Origin of the sequence: Halanaerobium salsuginis, from assembly GCF_900114545.1 — a bacterium.
Taxonomy (GTDB): domain Bacteria; phylum Bacillota; class Halanaerobiia; order Halanaerobiales; family Halanaerobiaceae; genus Halanaerobium; species Halanaerobium salsuginis.
This window is the reverse complement of the sequence record NZ_FOTI01000047.1, coordinates 1-20,525: the sequence shown is the minus strand read 5'-3', so window position 1 is coordinate 20,525 and position 20,525 is coordinate 1. Positions and strand designations below refer to the sequence as shown.

Annotated in this window: 20 protein-coding genes; 1 reads left to right on the top strand and 19 read right to left on the bottom strand. The window is 27.7% G+C overall.

Annotation, left to right across the window (positions count from 1 at the left end):
* Positions 1–80: 80 nt before the first annotated feature.
* From cmr6 to deoD, 19 genes are all read right to left on the bottom strand, one after another.
* Positions 81–1,028, bottom strand: coding sequence for a type III-B CRISPR module RAMP protein Cmr6 (gene cmr6, locus BMZ74_RS12190; RefSeq protein WP_177181445.1), 948 nt, complete (start codon positions 1,026–1,028; stop codon positions 81–83).
* Positions 1,021–1,431 (bottom strand): type III-B CRISPR module-associated protein Cmr5, encoded by a 411-nt coding sequence (gene cmr5, locus BMZ74_RS12185; protein WP_089862499.1) that lies wholly within the window; start codon positions 1,429–1,431, stop codon positions 1,021–1,023. Before cmr5 ends, cmr6 begins: the two co-directional genes overlap by 8 nt.
* The gene (gene cmr4, locus BMZ74_RS12180) at positions 1,424–2,338 is read right to left on the bottom strand and encodes a type III-B CRISPR module RAMP protein Cmr4 (RefSeq protein WP_089862498.1); all 915 of its coding nucleotides are present in this window, start codon (positions 2,336–2,338) and stop codon (positions 1,424–1,426) included. The genes cmr5 and cmr4 overlap by 8 nt, the downstream gene beginning before the upstream one ends.
* Positions 2,338–3,687, bottom strand: coding sequence for a hypothetical protein (locus BMZ74_RS12175; protein WP_089862497.1), 1,350 nt, complete (start codon positions 3,685–3,687; stop codon positions 2,338–2,340). The genes cmr4 and BMZ74_RS12175 overlap by 1 nt, the downstream gene beginning before the upstream one ends.
* Before the next feature lie 13 nt (positions 3,688–3,700).
* Positions 3,701–4,774, bottom strand: a complete 1,074-nt coding sequence (locus BMZ74_RS12170) for a type III-B CRISPR module-associated Cmr3 family protein (RefSeq protein ID WP_089862496.1) — start codon at positions 4,772–4,774, stop codon at positions 3,701–3,703.
* Positions 4,761–6,662 carry a type III-B CRISPR-associated protein Cas10/Cmr2 gene (gene cas10 / locus BMZ74_RS12165; protein WP_089862495.1) on the bottom strand — a complete coding sequence of 634 codons (1,902 nt, stop codon included), beginning with the start codon at positions 6,660–6,662 and terminating at the stop codon, positions 4,761–4,763. The genes BMZ74_RS12170 and cas10 overlap by 14 nt, the downstream gene beginning before the upstream one ends.
* A 14-nt stretch (positions 6,663–6,676) precedes the next feature.
* Complete coding sequence (gene cmr1, locus BMZ74_RS12160; RefSeq protein WP_089862494.1) at positions 6,677–7,519, bottom strand: type III-B CRISPR module RAMP protein Cmr1; 843 nt, start codon at positions 7,517–7,519, stop codon at positions 6,677–6,679.
* A gap of 32 nt (positions 7,520–7,551) precedes the next feature.
* Positions 7,552–8,238, bottom strand: coding sequence for a CRISPR-associated endonuclease Cas6 (locus BMZ74_RS12155; protein WP_245750885.1), 687 nt, complete (start codon positions 8,236–8,238; stop codon positions 7,552–7,554).
* Between the two features lie 74 nt (positions 8,239–8,312).
* Positions 8,313–8,903, bottom strand: coding sequence for a CRISPR-associated protein Cas4 (cas4, locus tag BMZ74_RS12150; protein ID WP_089862492.1), 591 nt, complete (start codon positions 8,901–8,903; stop codon positions 8,313–8,315).
* A gap of 11 nt (positions 8,904–8,914) precedes the next feature.
* Entirely contained in the window at positions 8,915–9,205 is a 291-nt protein-coding gene (gene cas2, locus BMZ74_RS12145; protein WP_089862491.1) for a CRISPR-associated endonuclease Cas2, read from the bottom strand.
* Entirely contained in the window at positions 9,206–10,186 is a 981-nt protein-coding gene (gene cas1 / locus BMZ74_RS12140; RefSeq protein WP_089862490.1) for a CRISPR-associated endonuclease Cas1, read from the bottom strand. It abuts the gene before it with no gap.
* 21 nt (positions 10,187–10,207) lie between these two features.
* Positions 10,208–12,667, bottom strand: coding sequence for a CRISPR-associated helicase Cas3' (cas3, locus tag BMZ74_RS12135; protein WP_177181444.1), 2,460 nt, complete (start codon positions 12,665–12,667; stop codon positions 10,208–10,210).
* Between the two features lie 19 nt (positions 12,668–12,686).
* The gene (cas5b, locus tag BMZ74_RS12130) at positions 12,687–13,406 is read right to left on the bottom strand and encodes a type I-B CRISPR-associated protein Cas5b (RefSeq protein WP_089862488.1); all 720 of its coding nucleotides are present in this window, start codon (positions 13,404–13,406) and stop codon (positions 12,687–12,689) included.
* Between the two features lie 66 nt (positions 13,407–13,472).
* The gene (gene cas7b / locus BMZ74_RS12125; RefSeq protein ID WP_089862487.1) at positions 13,473–14,387 is read right to left on the bottom strand and encodes a type I-B CRISPR-associated protein Cas7/Csh2; all 915 of its coding nucleotides are present in this window, start codon (positions 14,385–14,387) and stop codon (positions 13,473–13,475) included.
* A 3-nt stretch (positions 14,388–14,390) separates the two neighbouring features.
* Positions 14,391–16,223, bottom strand: coding sequence for a TIGR02556 family CRISPR-associated protein (locus tag BMZ74_RS12120; protein WP_089862486.1), 1,833 nt, complete (start codon positions 16,221–16,223; stop codon positions 14,391–14,393).
* A 310-nt stretch (positions 16,224–16,533) separates the two neighbouring features.
* The gene (locus BMZ74_RS12115) at positions 16,534–16,902 is read right to left on the bottom strand and encodes a VOC family protein (RefSeq protein WP_089862485.1); all 369 of its coding nucleotides are present in this window, start codon (positions 16,900–16,902) and stop codon (positions 16,534–16,536) included.
* 30 nt (positions 16,903–16,932) lie between these two features.
* Entirely contained in the window at positions 16,933–18,273 is a 1,341-nt protein-coding gene (locus tag BMZ74_RS12110; protein WP_089862484.1) for a pyruvate carboxylase subunit B, read from the bottom strand.
* 202 nt (positions 18,274–18,475) lie between these two features.
* Positions 18,476–19,111 carry a PAQR family membrane homeostasis protein TrhA gene (gene trhA, locus BMZ74_RS12105; RefSeq protein WP_245750884.1) on the bottom strand — a complete coding sequence of 212 codons (636 nt, stop codon included), beginning with the start codon at positions 19,109–19,111 and terminating at the stop codon, positions 18,476–18,478.
* 220 nt (positions 19,112–19,331) lie between these two features.
* Entirely contained in the window at positions 19,332–20,033 is a 702-nt protein-coding gene (gene deoD / locus BMZ74_RS12100) for a purine-nucleoside phosphorylase (protein WP_089862482.1), read from the bottom strand.
* Between the two features lie 280 nt (positions 20,034–20,313).
* Here deoD and BMZ74_RS12095 point away from each other — a divergent pair.
* Positions 20,314–20,525 (top strand): transposase family protein (locus tag BMZ74_RS12095; RefSeq protein WP_089860717.1); only part of this gene is annotated, 212 nt, incomplete at its 3' end.

Below are 20,525 nucleotides of genomic sequence, written 5' to 3'. Positions count from 1 at the left end.
TATTTAATTCAACGGAGCCAGGCAAATGCCTTTTTTATTTAGATATTTTTAGATTTACAGTTTTTTCTTCACAACATTAATTATACAACCAATTTATCTAGCTTATTTGCCCAAAATTGTCCGAATCTACTATTAAAATCACCTTTTTTAAAATTATAAACAATTTTTTCACCAACACTCATATTTTTTGTTTTTTCTTTTTCTAATTTACTTTTAAATTCATTATATTTATTTTTTATATGCTCAATATCTATAAATCCATAACCTAAGTTAGTTTTTGCACCTATTCCCATAAATTTAAATGTTTCAAAAAACAGTTCTTTAACCTCTTCTTTATTTATATCATTACTTTTTTTGATAGCAATATAAACTTTAAATATTGCATTTTTAACAACTAAAAATTCTATGGGAACTGGTTTCATGTCATCAGTAGGTGCTTTTTTACCAGCTTCATAATAATCTTTATAATGTGGTGTCATAACATCCTTTTCTATTATATAATTATCATTACAGGGAAAAGCATCAAAAAATATAACTTTTCCTTGATAATTCTGTCCTGCTTTCTTTACTCCAGAATCACCTTGCTTTTCCCCTCCAAAATAACTAATAAATTTATCACATTTAAAAGCTTTCTCTTCAAACTCATCATGTCTTGCTTTTATAATATAATTCCTTATGACACCTTTTATAGCCTGACCAGGAATATAAGGGATACCATAAATATGATGTAATAAGATAGAAGTCTCATGAATAGATATATCTCCTAAACCAATAACCATTTTATCTAAAAGTTTAAACTCAAACTCTAAAAAATCATAGTTCTTAGACCATTCTTTTTTAATTGTATTAAATTTTTTACTTTGATTATTAATAACTTTTTTTTCTGATTTAATTGGAGCTAATCTTCCAGGTAAGTTTTTAATTTCAGTAAATTTATTTATTCTTAATTTAGTATTAATTAATCCATTTAAATTAGCTAATATAGCATTTATTTTATTGTTTTTATGGATAATTTTATATTTACTCATCAGCAACCATTCCATCTGCTAATCTAGCCAGCCAGATTGATAATTTTATTCCTTCTTTAGCACAATTTTTATACTTACTTGAGTCTAAGTTAACTATCTTTTCAATAACTTTCTTATTTTTAGTTCTTATTTTTTTATTTTCACTATAATTAATCTCCAAATTAAAATCCAGTAAGGGACTTTGCAGCCACCACTCTGCTAGATGCTTAATTAACAAATCATGCTCTTTTTTTTCCTTTGATTGAAAAAAAACTAAAGTTTGAATCAAACCATTTTTCAGGATTAACTGTCCAAGTTTTTTAACTAGAGTTTTATATTTACCACTATAATCTCTATCACTCACTTCTTCAATACAGCTATAAGCATAAGCAGAAATTTGTAAACTAATATTTCTATTACTCATCTTTATCACTGCTTATATTCTCTAGCCTTTTAACTAGACCTTTACCAATTGTTTTATTGCCACCAATCTGAAAAATAGTGGATAATTTTTTATTATAATATTCAATTGGTTTCTGTAATTTTTTATTATCATCGCCATTTTTATTCGCTTTTTCAGAAAATCTTGGTGACTCCAGAACCTGATAGTATAAAATGCTTTCACTGGGTAGATATTCTTCGGTGAATAGGCCACTAGCTTCAGCAGTACCAGTTTTTGGATTTATTTTATTTCTAGTAATAACTTCTATGTACATAGTTACTAAATCAATGAAATCTTGATCAGAAACAATAATTGTATTTTCTTTATTTAATATAGATTTTAATTTATCGTCCTCAAAAATTTTTTCGTCTTTATCTTTGCTTTTACTTTCAAAAAGATAATCTTCCAGAATTATTTTTTCTTGTCCATTAAAGCAAATACAATTTCCTTCTTTTAATTCACTAGAATAATCAAATTTTGCATCAGATTCAATTTCATCCTGCCATCTCTTTAGTATATAAGGGCAGCTAACATAATAAAATAAACGATCTACAGCTTTAACTGGAAAGAATAATAGTTTAGCATCAGTAAAGACTATTCGGCTGGCTTTGCTGTCATCATTACTATCATTTTCATCACTACCAAATATATCATAAAAAGTTGTAAATTCAATTTTATTTTTATCATCTTCAAAAGGTCTATTATAATCTCTAATTTCATTATATATATGAAACTTAATAGCTCCTTTTAAACTTGAACCTTCAATCTTGGGAAAACTAGTATGAGATTCTCTTTGAATTGGCATATCAATTAAACCTAACCCTTGACCGGTTCCTGCATGAATAGGGGAAATAGCTTTTATATATTCTAGTTGACAATTAGAAAACATTATTTTTCCTCTCCTTCTATTTTGAATTTTTTCATCATTTCATCAAAATACTCTTCAATTTTATTTAGGGGCCAGGTTTCTAATTCAGATCGATCAGCTGATCTATAGGCAGCCTGACAATTATTTAATATATCTTTCTTATCACTATTATTAGCTTCATAAGTTTCCTGTTCAAACAAAGGACTCAGGAAAATTGGGGCTCCAAATACTCCTGCTAAACGATAAGTTGTATATTTATGACTTTTAGCATTATCACCAGACATTCCGCCCGATTTACATTCAAATATAATTATCTGACCAGTTCCAGTCAATAAAACAATGTCTAATTCATCAATCTGTTTTTCTGATCTTTCTTGATTAGACTCAGGATCAAATCTAGTTTTATAATTGAGTCTCATATCGACTATGTTATAATTTTTTCTGTTTATTATTTCTAAGATTTTATAGCCTGTAATTTTTTCAAAAATACTGCCAGCTGGATATGAAGTTTTAATATATTTATAATTTTCATTACTGTCTTTCTTAAATAAAAACTTAATATCTTCACATGTTAATATCTCTACTGTTTTTAGCTTTTCATTAAAAGTCTTTCCTTCCAAATCTTTAAATAATTGTTTAAGATAAGATTTTCTTGCTTCTACTTTTTCTTCTTTATTTGACTTAATTAAGTGATCTCTCAAGTTCAGCTTTTCATCGTTATACTCAAACCTAAAATCCTTATCTGAAATCATATTATATAACTTTAAAAATAACTGATATTCTTCTTCATTCTGTCCCGTAAGTAAATTTTTATTACCTTTATCAAAATTTTTAAACCCAACTAATTTCAAAGCTGTTTCTAAGTTTAATTCACGATCACTATATTCTTTTTCGGAAAATTCATTTTCATTCATTATCAATAGTTTTTCAGTATTACCTTCTACATACAACATTTTATCTTTTTTCCGGGCATTATCATTAATAAATTGCTGAACAGCCAGAGCAATAGTTCGCTGGCCACCTGTTACATTCCAGTAAACTGTTTTACTCTTATCCTTTAATACGTCGAATTTTGTCTTTTTTAAAACTCTTTTTATTTTATTAAGATTCTTTAACTGATTTATATTTAATTCAATTGAGTTAGTTATTCCAATATCTAATTCTTTTTTTAAAACACTATCTAAATAGTCATCCCATTTTTTATTTTTAATATTTATTTTAGTAAATTTATCTGAATTACTTTCTAAAGTAATATTTATAACTTTATTTGGTTTGAAAAGTTTAATTAAAAGATAATTTGTAATTTGGTTTAAGGTTGAGCAAATTACAAGTGCATCTACCTGATCAACCTTTTTTTCAGTCTCCTTCATCTTTATTCTCCCCTTAAATAATGATATATTTGCTTATATCTAAATCATTGTTTATTCCAAATTGTTTATTTAAAAACAATTTAATATTAGAACTATCATTTTTTTCTAATAGAAAAATAGTCCCTGCTGGATAGCCTCTATACATAGTTTTAGCTGCTTTTTTTTGCATATCATAACCACCAATGTAAATTGGTTTTGGATTTGATATTCCCAAAATTTTTACTGGTGATTTTTCATTAAATATTTCTCTAATATTTTTTTTGAAATATACTTCCTGCAATAATAAAATTCTCATTAAATCAGTATCCTGATTAATTTGATTTTCATTAAACTCTTTAAGGTCATCTAGATCTTTTTCATCAATTTTATTATACTTACAGACTTTACTTTCTCCTCCCAGTTTCAAATATCCAGAATTTAAATAACTAATTTCACTTTCATAATTATCTTTAAAATAATTACTTTCGTTTTTGAGTTCATATTCAACCAAATAAGACCAATCATTATTTTTAAATTCAGTCTCTGCCAGAGAATAAAGCTGACCTTCTGCAACTGTATAACTATCTTTATCTAACCCAATGCCAACTTTAGTATTTTTAATAAATATTTCATCTTTATGTTTTAATTCAATACTAAGTATTTTATTCTTCTTATATTCTCTAATAAAATCATACACAGATATATAATAATCATCAGCACGAATATAATCCTCTTCAGGGCTTTCTAAATTATATTTAAAGACTGAATTAGTAATTAATCTAAGTTCTTTAAATTCACTCCTTTTAAGATTAAAAATATTATCTTTATCTATAAATAAATCTAGAGGGGCTTTTATATATACATCAAAATCGTCATATAAAAATATATTTTTAATTATCAATATTTTTTTATGATCATATATTTTATTTTTAAAAAATTCCTGTCTAAACTGATCATTCTCAGTTAATAAGGCGGTAAAGATAGCACCAAAAAAAGTCGATTTATAGGGAGTATCCATTGACTCAAGATGATTATTAATATTCTTATTAAATGGATCTCCTTTTCTAAAAAAGGTATTATCTAAGGGTTTAATTTTAAGAAGTGACATTTTTACCCTCCTGTAACATTCTATATTTTAATAATTTTTCTAAATTAGTTAGCAAATTAATATAATTTTCAAAGTCAATATTATAAGAATTACTTGCTATTTTATTTATCTGGCTAATAAATAAATCATGATTAATATTTTTTATAGTCTTAAATGAGTTTTTAGCTTCTTTTATATCTAAATTACTTAAGCTTCTTTTAATTATTCGAGCTGATTCTAGATCAAATATTTTTAAGAAATTATCTTTTTCATCGATATTTAAATCTAGAAACTCAAATTTATTAAATTCTTGCTGGATATTTTTTATAAAACTCAAAGAATTATTCTTATCTTTAATCAAGTCAACTAAAGCTTGATAAATCTCAATATATTTCTGTACTTCACTATTTTTCAGATAAGAATTAATATATTTATTCCTATTTACCATATTATTAATTACAAACCCATCTTTTGGCTTTTCATTTGCTGTGTAATTACTCTTATATTTTTCTTTTACTCTCTCTAACTCTTCTCTAGTCTTTTTTATCACCATGGTCAGTGGAATCTGTACATCTGCCAGAGTAATAACTATTGAATAACTTAATTTATCATAACTTTTTAGAGCAGAAAATTTTTCTTTAATCATTTTAACTGCCTCAAGTATTTTTTCCACTGGTAGAAAAGCAAGAAAATCATCCCCACCCGCATAAACAACATGACCTAACAGCTCATTATTAAATTCTTTTTTTATATCTTGACTAAATTTAATTATTACTTTAGATAAATTTCTTTGATTATGTATTAAACTGCTTTGATCTTCTTTGAAATAATTGCCTCTCATCCATTCACCTAAATTATCAATATCAAGTTGAACTAAAGCATATTGACTGGCAGGAATTATTTCCTTTTCTTTCGCCTTTTTCAATATAGTTTTTAAATCTTCAATTTTTTTCAAAATCCTATTAGTATTACTGACAACTAATTCACCTGATTTAATCCTTTTCTCTAAATTGAATATATTTTTTTGATAACAATATTTACTATCTATAATTTCATCATTTATTTTGCTATCTAATTCTTTTAATAAATCATCTATATTTGCATTGCCTTTTCTTATTTTGTACATCTTTGCTCTAAAATAATTTGTTGCAATATCATAGGTAGAAGGAGTATCTTTATTTTCATAATCTTTAATCCTTTTATAAAAACAGACATCACATAAGGCTTCATCTTTTTTCAGAAGTTTGTCCACACTGTTTATATAATTTACATAATCTAAATTCTTATGTTTTGAATCCTCCCTGACATATCTAGTAGTATATTCACCACAAATATGACATTTTTTTAGTTTCTTTCGTGATTTATTTACTTTATTTTTTAATCCTTCCAATACGCTAAGTTGATTGAAATCATAACTATTCTTAAGATTATTAATAGCTTTTGTAACTTCTACATAACTATCATAATATTTTTTTTCACTCTTTAGTTCTTTAACAACAATATTCATTTTAAATTGATCTTTAAATAATTGTTCTATTCCCTGAAAATAGTTATCACAAGAAACCAAATAACCCTTTAATAAGGCAAAAGTTATATTTCCTTTATAATCACTGGCTAAGTTAGTATATACAGCTGTTTCTAAATCTGCAATGAGTAGCCTTATATCACCTTCATAATTAAAAACACTAAGCAGATAATTAGAATAATCCTGTTTATTATTTTCAATAACCGCTAGATCAACAGCTGGATAAATTACGTCTAGATTTTTGGTTTTTTCATTTAATTCACTAATAAAGCTATACATCATATTGGAAAAAATCTTACTACTATTACTAAGATCAAGAACTTTTCTAGCTTTTGAAATATAATCCTGAACTGACCTTATATTAACTGCAATAATATATTTCATAGAATCTCCCTTTCTTAACTTACCAGACAATCAATAAATTTAGCTATCTTTTTTTCATAATCTTCTACTTTATAATTTTTTTCAGGATACACTTCATTTAATTTAGTTATCACCGGATAGAAATTATCATTTATCTCCTTAATAGTTACAAAAACAGGAGAAGCCATCCGGGGATCTCCATTACCTAAAGCATAATTATTATTTTCAGAAGCACACTTATCAATCTTTTTTAATTGATCTGCTCTTTTTGCTGTTTTACCAATTATTACTTCTTTAACAAAAGGATAATTAGCTTTGCCTTTATGATTAATCATTAGACTATTATTTTCTATAATCATATCTGAATTGTTTAAATTAAATAGTTCATTTTTTAACCTGGCCAGGAAATCAATAGGACTTTCAAATTTATCATCTTTATTTATAATACTGCCAAAGCCCCTTCTAACTCTTTTACCGAGACCACCTAACATAGTAAATATCGTCAAAGAACTAGTAATTTCATTTTGAAATTGATCAGATCTAATAATTATTTCAACTTCAAATTCAATGTCTTGTTTTAATGCTGGAGCTTTATGTTTATTGGAATATACTAAAACTTTTTTAGCAATATTATTCTTAGCATTAATTTTACTTAAGTTTTTAATTTTAATAATAAAAGTCGAGGCTGAATCAGTGCTGCCAAATATTTCATTCTCTTTTTTATACAGATTTTCTATATTAGCTTCTGCAATTGCTGCTCTATACCAATATCTTAAAGCACCTTTTAAGCTAGCAGTTCTTAATTCTACTTTATTTTTGATAGATCCATTGATAAAAAGTGGAGTTAAAGTTTTAAAACTATATTTTTTTAATATCAATCAAATTATCCTCCTCGCTTAAGATATCTAAATTATAATATTTTTTCCCTAGTAATAGTCCCAAACCCCCTACTAACTGATTTACCTAATCCAATATATTCTGGCAGATAAACATTCGCATAAAAGCATCCCTTAAACCCCAGCATATTTTGATTTTTAAAATTAACTTCTATTTCTTTTAATTTTGTTTCTATAATTAATTGTTCTTTAACCCACCAATTTATTCCTTTAGCAAAGCTTAAAATATTACCTATTAAAATTTTCTTAAAAAATTTTGACTGTTCAGATTGTGCCTGACTAGCATATTTATTTTTATATTTATGATAATTTTTCTGACTTAAACCAAGCCAGGGAGTTAAAAAGCAGTATTTATAAGCTGGCATATCATAGTTGTTATTAATAAAAAGTTCTTCCTGATTAACCTCTAATCTACCAGCAGGATTTTCATACTTATGCCCAGCTAAGTCTAATTCATCTACTTCTAAAAAATTCTTGATAATTAATTCTGCACCATTACCAAGTCCAATAATAAAGGGATTGTTTTTAACAATTTTATATTGAATTAAAGGATATTGGTAACGTAGACTACCATCTTTTTTATGTTGGTGGAATAAAACATTTTCAAACCTATTGGCAAAAAAACCTCTTAACTTATGGCCATATCTAACTGATAAATCATCTTTTAATTCATATTTCAAATTAGTTACTTTTAGCTGCAATATTAAAACTCCTTCTACAAAATTAAATTTATAATTTCAATCACTATCTACTCTATTTACTAAATAAAATATAATTACTTAATACAGATGTTTCTATAAGTACAATCAAAACATCTATTTTTATACTTAGTTTTTGCTGGATAAATACCCTTTTGAATAATCTTGATAATTTCAATTAATATCTTTTCCAGTTTTTGATATAAATCAGCTGTCAGATTAATTTCTATAAGTTTATTTTTACTTCTAATATAAACAATATAAGCTTTATTAACTTCTCGATGATAGTTGTCAGCAATCATTAAACCATACATTGCTGCTTGATATTTGTGGGTTAAAAAAGTCCTCTTTTTATATTTTGAAAATTTATAATCTAAAGAAGCAGCAGTTCCATCTTTTAAAAATAATATTTCATCTACTATCCCATGAATACTATTTTTGGCCGAATACAGTTTTTGTTCAATTATTTTATCCTCTACTCCTATTTTTTTTCTTAAATAATCTTTATTTATTATAGATCTACGAGTATGAGCATTTCTGCCTTGCATAACTTTATAACGATTTTCTTCATTCTGAGAAATTTTTAAATATAACATATAATAGATAAATCTAGGACAGTATAAATATTCCATTACAACTGAAGGAGTAATACTAATATCATTTTTCATATCTCTGTCTCCTAAGTAAATAAACTTTTTAGCTCATCATTTACCATTGCCTTATCGAAAGCCTGTCCAAGCAGTTCTATTTTCTTAAAATCCTCCTGACACATCGGAAAAATATAAACTGAATCACTAGTAGGATTAATCATATCTTCAGAATATATTACCAGCTCATCAAGTAAATTATTATCAATATTACCAGCAAAAACTGATTTTTGAACTCGATAAAGTCCCTGTTCAATTGCCTTATCAGCTAGTTTTTTACGAGATCTATCTTTTACTATATCATAAATAAACCAGACTAACATTTAATCACCTTCTTCTATAATATGATTAGCAAGTTGATGACAGTCAAATTGAATAATATTATTAATTTTAATCTGCCTGCCTTTATAATAAGTACTCTGCTCAAAATACTCATTTAATTCAGTAATTAAAATTTCTTTTCCAGTTTTATTTAAAGTTAAACCACCTTTAATTTCATCAAAATATGATTTTCTAACCTTTTTACGACTAAATAGTTTCATTACTATCCGATCAATATGATGACGATAACTTTCTATAAAATCATAAACAAACGATTTTTTATTATAGCCATCTGTATGTAAAATGCCAACATAAGGATCAAGTCCAGCAATTATTAAAGCTTTTTCTACTTTTCCATATAAAACTCCATAACCATAGTTAAGCAAGCAGTTAAACTCATCTTCAGCTGGCTGAAAACTTCTTTTTTTAAATTTATATCTATCTGGAAGTAAATAACTCAATGCTTTAAAATATTTGCGTGCTATATTACCTTCATAACCCATCAAAGTACTACGCATAATTTCTATAGGACCAGTTAACTTATTTATTTTTTCTTTTAATTCTTCCATTTCTTCAATCTTTTCAAATAAATAATCTTGTTTATTTTGGCTTCTTTTAATCCCTAGATCATATAAATGTTTTATCATATTTTCAGTTTTTTCCACCATTATTTCTTTAATCAGGTCACTACCTTCTTCATTATCAGCAAGTTCAAGCTGTCTTCTCCTAATATAAGTAGTGCTGCCAAGCTTAGAGTGCCATACTTTCCCCATTGAACGACCAAATTGATCTAAAAATTGAATTTCTATATTATTTTCCAGGGCCAGTTTAACTGCATCACTGCTAATTGCAGAACCGGTAGTAATTAAAATGGAATCAACTTTTTTGGCAGAAATTCTTTTCTTTTCACTTTCAACCTTGATTTCAAAAGAGCTTTGTTTAACATGGAGGTAACTACCATAGGTATTAATTATTAACTGCATAATTTCACATCCTTAAGCAAATTAAAAGAAAGATTGAATCTCAACTTCTCCTCTTTTAAATCCTGTACTGTGATAATAAACATCATCAATTTGAAAAGGACTTATATAATTAAAGTTATCCTGTAATTGTTCATCACTAAGGTGTTTCTGGGCAACTTTCTCAGGAATTGTAATAACATATGACAAAAATTCTTTTTTTATTTCTTCAAATTTTGCTTTCTTGCACATGAAGGTCTCCAAATCATTACCTGCAATATTTCTGATTTTAAGATAAGCTTCCCATATTTTTTCTGCAAACTCATCAACAGCCATAAATAGATTTACAGTTCTGTAATTATTAACAATTAAATTAAATACTTCCTTATCTCCATCTTTAAAAAATGATTTTTCATATCTTAAACTCTTTATTTTACTAAGTAAATTTTCTGAGCTATCATCACTTTTCACTTGATTAATTTTTTTAAAATAATGTTGATTCATTTTAAAAAAATTATGTTCAGCAATTATTTCTGGAAATTCATTTATAATCTCAGAAGTTATATTTAATAATATATCATCATAAATATAAGCAGCATATTCTTTATTATTATGATTTTCATTAATTAGTTTAAATAGTTTTACTGTACCTTTATTATTTTGGTCAAAATTTCTATTACATCTACCACAAGACTGATTAATAGAATCTAAAGGTGCAAAATCTCTATAAACTCTGTCTAAATCAATATCAACTCCAGCCTCTACCATTTGAGTAGAAACTATAATCGGGCTCTTTTCCTTTTTGATAGCTTTAATTCTTTTTATTCTTTCTCCAGGAATAATATTAGTTGATAGGTAAATCAAGTCAGCTGAAATAATACCAGCTGTTTTTAATTCTTCTAAATATTGATAAATATCTAGTGATGTTTTAATAGTATTTAAAATAATTAAGAAACTTTTATTAGCAAACTCTATTAACTCTGCTTTAATAAATTTTTTAAACTGATCCATATTCATTCCTTTATTATAAATTCTAGTATCTAATTTAATCCGATCAAAAAATTTGAAATGGTCTATCTTATTTATAGCAAGTTCTTTTATTTCAGATTTTTTTTCATTATAAATCAAAGGCATTGTAGCTGTTAAAAATATAAAATAACAATTTAGTTTTTCAGCCAGATCTACTAAAAATTCTTTAATTAACAGCCAATATTTATGGGGGATATTTTGTACTTCATCCAGGATAATAATTGAATTACTAAGATTATGAAATTTAATCAAACTACGATTACGATTTGAAAACATTGAATGGAGTAGTTGAACAAAAGTTGTTACAACAAATTCTGACTGCCAACTCTCTACTAAATGCCGAGAAATATCATAATCGAATTTTTGTTTTTCATTATTTTCTTCATCAAGATAATATTTTTTTGCATTTAAATAATGATGTTTAATAATTATTGAACTATCTATTTCCAGATCTGAATTACTTAAAACATCTAAAAAAACATCATAATTTTGATCAATAATTGAAGTAAAAGGCAGAGAATATATAATTCTAAAATTCTGAGAAATTCTTTTTCTCAATTTGAGCGCAGCTGAAAAAACAGAAAGAGTTTTTCCTGAACCAGTTGGAACATTTAATGATAAAATACGATCATTTTCTAAATCAATTCTGTTAATCTGGTTAACAGCTTCATTATATATTTCATTTCTTTTTTTATTAATTTTATTATCTGACTTATCCCAGCCCTTTGCCCGGCGATAATTATCAACTAAATCATCAGGAATAGTTTTTCTTTTTAAAGAAACTTTCTTTAAATCAGCAAAGCTGTACCCTTTACTATAAAATATAGCTTCTGCTTTATCAGCAAATACTAAAATAGAAAATAATAGATTAGATATTAGATAATAAGTAAAATCTTTTTGATCATCAGTTTGAAAATTTCTAATCTTTTTTCTAAATCTCCAGTCACTGAATTTACTCTTTAAAGAATCAAATTTAATTTGTGATGGTTTAAAATTAAACTCACTTATTTCTAATGTTATTCTATCTAATTCAACAAAATCAATCTGCTCAAATTGTTTTTCCAATTTTATCCATTCAATATCTGCTATATTTAGCATTATCTCTAAGTCTTTAAAATTACTGTGGTGACGATAAATAGTTATAAAAACTATCCAGACTAAAATTTTATCTTTTAGTATTTCATCTGCAAATTGATAAGCCAGCAAAGCTGAGATAAGACTATGTTTGCTCAAGTCTAGATCAATATTACTATCCTGCTCTAGAGATTGGTCTTGCTGAGCAGTCTGTTTAAGTTTGAGTTGAAAATAATTGCTAGCTTTACCAAAATCATGAGCTAACAAAATAATTGATAGTGCCTGCTCAATCTCAGTTAAATTAGTAAAATTTAGTTTCTTTTCTGCAAAAATTTTTTTACCAAGTTGGTAAACATTAGCTAAATGATCAATTAATAGTTTATCTGGGTGAGAATAAATCATATGATTATCCTTTCTTAATTTACAGAAGTGAAAGTACTTCATCCTCTGAAGTCCTATAGTACTCATTTAGATTAACTCTAATATTATTACCATTTTTCTCGAAAAGAACCTGTGCATAATCAGTTACTGTTCTATCACTTTTCATCTCGACAGCAATTTTATCTGTAAAATATTCTCGATTGCTCTGACTAAAGTCTATATCTCCTTTAGCAATATTTTCTGTATCAATTCTTAAAACAGTGTTTATTTCCTGCCAACTGCTTTCTGTAATTTTTTTAATTTCAGTTTCTTTAATATATTTAAAATTAGCCAGATTTTCACTAAGGCCAAGTGAAATTGAATATACGCTTTTATGAGCTTTTAATTTATCCTTAAGTTCACTATACAGTTCTTGATTTTGATGCATAAAATATATGCGGTATTTTACATCTTTTAAGTATTCAGTTCTAATTTGAGTTCTATTTTTTATTCTAGCCATAAGATTAGCACTTTTAGTGTCAATTAAGTTTAAATTTATTCTAGTCTTTTTAATTGGCTTCTTAATCTGAACTGAAATTTTGCACTGACCTTCCTGAAAATAGTTTAAATATTCCTCTTTTGCAAATCCTAGAATAGCTGAAATAATTCCATAAATAGTTGTTTTAGGAGGAATTGAAAATGTTAACGGAGAAGTTGTAGTATAATATTTCTTAAAATGGGCATAATCAGCCCAAATATCAAAAACTAAGGCTTTATTCATCAAAGTTACTCCTTTCTCTACAAAACCAGCTGGGCAACAAAATAGCCCAGCCAATTTTTACTTTAATTAAATCTTCATTTCTTTAAACAGATCTAACTCAGCTAAATCTACCTTTTGATCCGAACTTATTAGCTCTACTCGAGGATTTATTTTATATTCAATATTGGCTATTTTATCAGAATTAGCTTTAATTACTGCTAATAAATCAGTAATATCCAGCTTATAATCAGAAACATCTCTTATTTCTTCTTCCCTTAATTCAGTTGCTAATTTTAGATAGTTCTTCAATTCTCCAATAAAATAATTTTCTTCGCTATAATTTACTTTTAATAATAATCTAGGAGTCTGTCCGACTTTTGAGCGAGTTATTAAATTTTTAGTTCCCTTCCAGATAGCTTCAACTAATAATTCTAAATCTGCTTTTGTTAATTGAGTACTCTGGGCAGCATTTTCATTAATAATCCCATAAAAGCCTATTAATGAATAAGGAACTACATATTCTTCTCTAAAAGTCTTCTTACTTTTACCAGAACCGGAAGCAAAAGCACCTGTTCCTTTAATATAATTTAATTCTACTTTATGGAAAGATCTGCCCATCTGGAATTGAACTGGACCAGTGTAAGTAATAGAATCTCCTGTTAATGGGATTACTCCCCCAAATAATCTAACATCTATACACTGTTCAATGACTTTTTTGGGATCTTCTTTAAAATCTTTTGCTCTTGCTTTGCCATCCTGAATAGTTTTATCATCATTTTTAATTTCTCTCACAAAAATATCCTTATTATTTTCTCCATTAAACCCTTTGTAATCAAAAAGATAATCTCTAATTGTACGCTTTAATCTCACATCAGTTACCAGATTAATGCCGGTTTCTTCATCAATTCTTGGTTTATTAGCATCAAGTGGATCACCATTGGGGTTTGCATCTTTAATGTCATATAAAAAAATTAACTCACTTCGTTTATCAATAACAGCCATTTTTTATTCCTCCTCAGAATTTTTAAAATTAAATTTATTGGCTTGATTCATACCAGTTACAAAATAAAAAGAAATTTCACTATTACTTATTGTCGAAAGATTACTTTCTAAAATATAATCAGCAATTAATTGTTCTAACTGTTTATAGTAATTTTTATCATATTCTTCTAACTTATTAATTATTTCTGTATACAGTCTTCTAACTAGTTTTTCATTTAATTTTAAGCCATTCAATCTAGCTCGGAATGGATTAGCTCCATCACGTTCATTGCTCTGAATATTTAACAACTTTTGTGCTAAAACACCTTCCAGAAAAACTAATTTTTTACTATTATTGTTTAAGACATCATTATGTTCTTCCAAAAAATTAACAATATCTTTCTTATATTCACTATCAACAGTTGGCATAAAGTTTTTCTCCTCTCGATCCTGATTTAATAAGTCTAATTTATCTAAAAACTTTAAAATTTGTAAAGCTTTTAGATTATCCAGCCAGTAAGATTGATTATTAACAAACTTATCTCTGAGATGAGCAATAAACCTGTTAATTAGTAGCTCATATGAAACTCTTTTACCAGTAAAAATATTATTAGTGATTTCTAAAAAGCTTTTCGTAAAATTTTGCTTATTACGCTGATTAATATAAAAGAAATCACTAATTGTATTGAAAGTAAAAGTTAATGCAAATTCTCCCTCCTTACTTTTCAATTTCTGAAATATATTATCTTTATCTACTTCAGATTTAACAGCAAAAATCTTTTGCATATAGGAAGGTAAAACATGTTCTACATATAATAAAATTCTGAAAGCGCTGTTAATTTCTTCATAGAACATGAGATTAAAATTAACATAATTATTAAATTCAGTCATAATTTGAAAAAGATCATCCTGGGCTCTGGATAATGAATTCTGATTATCTTTTTGTAGTGATAATTTTTTCTTTTCCTCTAATGACTTCAGCAATTCAAACATTTCTTCTCTTTCTTTATCTGCGGACAGAACAGTTTTAGGAATAATAAAATAATTAATTCCACAGAAGCGTGAGCTCAGATTTTTTTCTAAATATTTCCTGCCTAAATCTAAAGTTCTGGCACAATTGGAACAAACAGGATAGTTTTTCCAGGCTTCTCCTCGATTAAATCCCCCTGTCGTAAATCCTGGTTTATCCAGGGTATAGAAGGAAAAAGTGCCAACATAACCATAAATCTTTTTTTGCTTTTTAGAACAAATATAGCAAGTGTTATTTTTACTAATTGAATTTCTTTCTGACTTATTATATGATTTTTTAAAATAAAATGCTTTCTCATATTTTCCCAGCAGAGATTCAGTAAATTTATTAAAGTCTCCTACATAGTTAGTTTGTCCATTTTCTATCAAAGCAATTGTTAAAATTGCATTATCATCATACGAAATTTCTGCTAATTCCTGATAAATTTGTTTATTTAAATCTTCATCCTGAAATAACTTATAAATTTGAGCTATTATTGTTTCTTCCTTAGTTAGATTATCTTTTTTAACTATTTTATCAACCAACTTTTTTAAAGGTTTTTGAATTCTAGGATAGGTAGTTTCTAACTTAGTAATTTTAGAAGTCGGAGTTAAATCTCCGCCTCTAGGTGAACCTGAAACATATACATACTTAGTTAATTTTTTCTGGCTAAATTCCTCCATTGCTATTTTCTGATAGCTTATTTGATCTCCATTTTTTTCAAATAAAATAACAAGTACTGTTTTATATTTACCATTAGAGTTAGGATTCTCAACAATCTGAGTTAAAAAACTCTCATCTCTTTGGGTCTGAATATAGTCTCCCATTGCTTTTAAAGCATGAATCATAATTACACCTCCATTTTGATATTATTGATAACTATAAATTTATAAAAATTATACTAATTACTCGCTGTACTTATATTCCTGATTAAAAGTATAATAACTGATTATATGTTTCTATTATACAAAAGATTCTGCTTTTAACTGCCATTTTACACCTCTTCTAGCTAAATTAACTAGATATACCTACTTACTTCTTGATTAAAAAGAAAAATTCCTGCTATATTTCTTATAATTTTTCAAATAATTTTTTTACTAAAAAAAGAGCTGCAGCAAATGCTGCAGCTCTTAACTTATGCTAAAGATACAAATAAAACTACTTATTTTCTACAAACTGAATTTTTACACCATCAGGATCACTGACATAAAAAAATTCAATCTCTGGGTTAGGCGAAATTGGTCCAGCTAATACTTTAATTCCTTCATTCTGGACAAATTTTAATTTATCTTGAATTGAAGCTACTGTAAAACCAAGTGAAATATCATTACCAATTTCCACTTTTGTTTGGTTCTCATCTGCAATTAATTCTACTTCTGTCTGACCTGTTTCTGCTGCCAGAAAAGCAATCTCCTTACCAGGGCCAGCTTCATATTTTCTCTGCAGCTGCAGCCCAACTATATCTTGATAAAAACGAATTGAATCCTCTAGATCACTAACTTTAATTGTTGTCCAACAAAATCTCATTTTACAACCATCTCCATTCTATATTTTACTTTAAAAATAGACATACTCATCTTCTAATGTTTCTAGAAAATTTCTAGTCACCTCGGGAAAAAGCAGATAAGATAAAATCAACTCTGGATCAGAAGTCAAATCAGCTATTTCAGCTGCTTTTTCTGCATAATCATCACTTAAATTATCAGCTGGCCGATTAGTAATAACTTCTGTTGGAGAAATAATTTTCTCCAATAGTTCCCGATTAATTTCTCCAGGAGGATTACCATACATTCCCCTCAGATAATCTTTAAATTCATTTGAAACAAAACTATACTTTGCTCCAGTAACTACATTAAAAGTAGCCTGAGTACCTACAATTTGACTAGTTGGTGTAACTAGTGGTGGATAGCCAAGATCTTTTCTAACCTCTGGAATTTCTGCCAATATTTCATCGTATTTATCTAATTGACCCTGTTCTTTTAATTGATTGCGTAAATTAGACAGCATTCCTCCTGGCAGCTGATTAACTATTATCCGTGGGTCTACCTCGAATGAACCTAAATAATCAGTATATTTATCTCTTACCTGCCGAAAATAGTCCCCAATTTCAACCAGCAGTTTTTGATCAAGATCAGAATCAAATTCACTATCTCTCAAAGCTGCCTGCATAGTTTCTGTAGTTGGTTGAGAAGTTCCAGAACTAAAAGGCGAAATGGCAGTATCAATAATATCTACCCCAGCTTCTATAGACTTAAGATAAGTCATAAAAGCAAAACCTGCTGTATTATGACTGTGCATTTCAATTGGTATTGCCAAATTGGCTTTCAATTCTTTAACTAAATTATAAGCTTTATTAGGAGTTAAAAGCCCGGCCATATCTTTAATACACAGAGAATCTATTCCTAATTCAGCTAATTTTACTGCTTTAGCCACAAAGGTTTCTGTAGTATGAATAGGACTAGTTGTATAAACAATAGTTCCCTGAGCATGAGCACCATACTTTTTTGTAAATTTAATTGCTGGCTCAAGATTACGAATATCATTTAATGCATCAAAAATTCTGATAATATCTATTCCATTGACAATAGACTTTTCAATAAATCTTTCCAATACTTGATCAGAATAATGTTTATAGCCCAGAATATTCTGCCCGCGCAGCAGCATCTGCAGTGAGGTATTTTTAACTTCTTTTTTTATCTGACGTAATCTCTCCCAGGGATTTTCATTTAAAAAACGTAGACAGCTGTCAAAAGTTGCCCCTCCCCAGACTTCTAGCGCCTGATAACCAACCTGATCAAGTTTATTCAAGATTGGTAACATATCCTCTATTTTCATTCTAGTTGCTATCAAAGATTGCTGACCATCTCTAAGTACAGTCTCTGTAAATTTTACTGTCATTTTATCACCTACTTTTAATAATTTGTTTGTTAAATTTAAAAAACTTAGTTTAATTATATTCTATCATAAAAAAATCTAGAGGTATAATTTTAAACTTTACTGAACACAAAAAAATAGTCCCTGCTGCCAGGGACTATTAACCCGGCTTAAGCCGGTAAAATATTTAATTAAAAAATAAGTATTAAAAACAACTACTCAACTGCTAACCAAGAGCAATAAACACCATTAAATAATGAAGAATTCCTCCTGCCAGGATAAAGAAGTGAAAAATTTCGTGAAACCCAAAATTAGGTGAAATCCTGGGTTTTTTAATAATATAAAAAACCGCTCCTGCAGTAAAAGAAAGACCTCCTGCAAACATTAATAACAGAGTTGATAATGGCATAGTAAAAAACAATCTATGAAAAGCAAAAATACCAACCCAACCCATCAATAAATAAATTACTGTATAGAGAACACGGGGGGTTTTAAAATACATAAATTTAAGAAAAAAACCACCTAGAACCAGACTCCATTGAACTGCAATAATAGTCCATCTCAACCAACCTTCTAGATACAAATAAGCAACTGGAGTGTAAGAACCAGCTATCATAACAAAAATGGCAAAGTGATCTAATTTACGCCAGATAGAATTTTCATCATCTTCCTTTTTAAAAGCATGATAAAGTGAACTAGCTAAAAACAAAAAAACAACTGACGCTCCATAAACAGCAGCAACTATAATTCTATCCGGACTGGCGAGTGCCCTTAAGATTAAGAAAACAAGTCCAATCAGAGCCAGAATAAAACCAACAAAATGGGAATAAAAAGAAACCTGCTCTTCTCGTCTCAATCTCATAAACCTCCCTTTTTTATATTTATTTTCTAATTATATAATAGATAAACTATCTTTTAAGCAAAGTTAGTTACAATAGCTAAAATAATAGTTATATTTATTATAAAACTAAGTTAATTTAATTATACCATTTTAAATTAAAAAAACCAGTTCCTAAATCAACCTAGAACTGGCTTTAATTAAACTTATTTAGTTAATAATAACTATAGTTAATTCTAGCGCTTTATTCAGCCAGAGCTAGAGCAATTTCCATCATATCAGTAAAAGTTTTTTCTCTTTCTTGAGCAGTTGTTTCTTCACCTGTAACTATAGAATCACTAACAGTCAAAATTGTCAAAGCATCTACTCCATACTTAGCAGCTAGAGTAAACAGCTCTGCCGATTCCATTTCCACAGCTAAAACACCATATTCCTGCCATTTATGCCAGGCTTCCTGATCATCATTATAAAAACTATCTGAACTTAAAACAGTGCCAACTTTAACCTCTTTCTGCTGCTTTTCTGCTGCTTGATAAGCTTTGCTAAGTAATTTAAAACTAGCTGTAGGAGCAAAATCTTTCCCTTTAAAGCGCATTTTATTTAAATTAGAATTAGTGCAAGCTGATTGAACCAGAATAACATCTCGTAAAGCAGCTTCTTCATTATAAGATCCACAAGAACCAACCCTAATTAAGTTTTTAACTCCATAATCTCTAATTAATTCGTTAACATAAATCGACAGAGAGGGCATGCCCATTCCTGTACCTTGCGTAGATACTTTCTTGCCCTGATAAGTACCAGTATAGCCATACATTCCCCGCACTGAATTATATTGTTCAACATTCTCCAGATAATTTTCAGCAATAAATTTAGCTCGTAAAGGATCACCTGGCAAAAGAATAGTTTCTGCTATCTCTCCCTGTTTAGCACCAATGTGTACACTCATTAATAAACCTCCTCAAATTTTTCTAAATCTAAACTCTCCATATATTATATTAAGCAAAAATTTAATAATCCCTTTTTTAAAATATAAGCTTAAAAAAAGAAAAACACCCAACGGGTGTTTGAGAACATTAAATTAAATTATTTAATTTATTTAGGTTGTATAATTAATGTTGTGAAGAAAAAACTGTAAATCTAAAAATATCTAAATAAAAAAGGCATTTGCCTGGCTCCGTTGAATTAAATAGTTACAACACCAAAAATTCAATAAAGGAGTCAAGCAAATGCATAATAATCTTATCACAGATTTAATGGATTTACCAGACCTAGTTGCAACAGATTTAATTAAAACGGAGGAATATTTAGTTTTTGTAGCTGACTATAAAATAGATCATGTTAAATGTCCTGTCTGCGGCAAAAAAGCAGAAAAGATTCATGATAGAAAAACTCAAATGATTCAGGATACTTCTCTTCGAGATAAAAAAACAGTTATTAG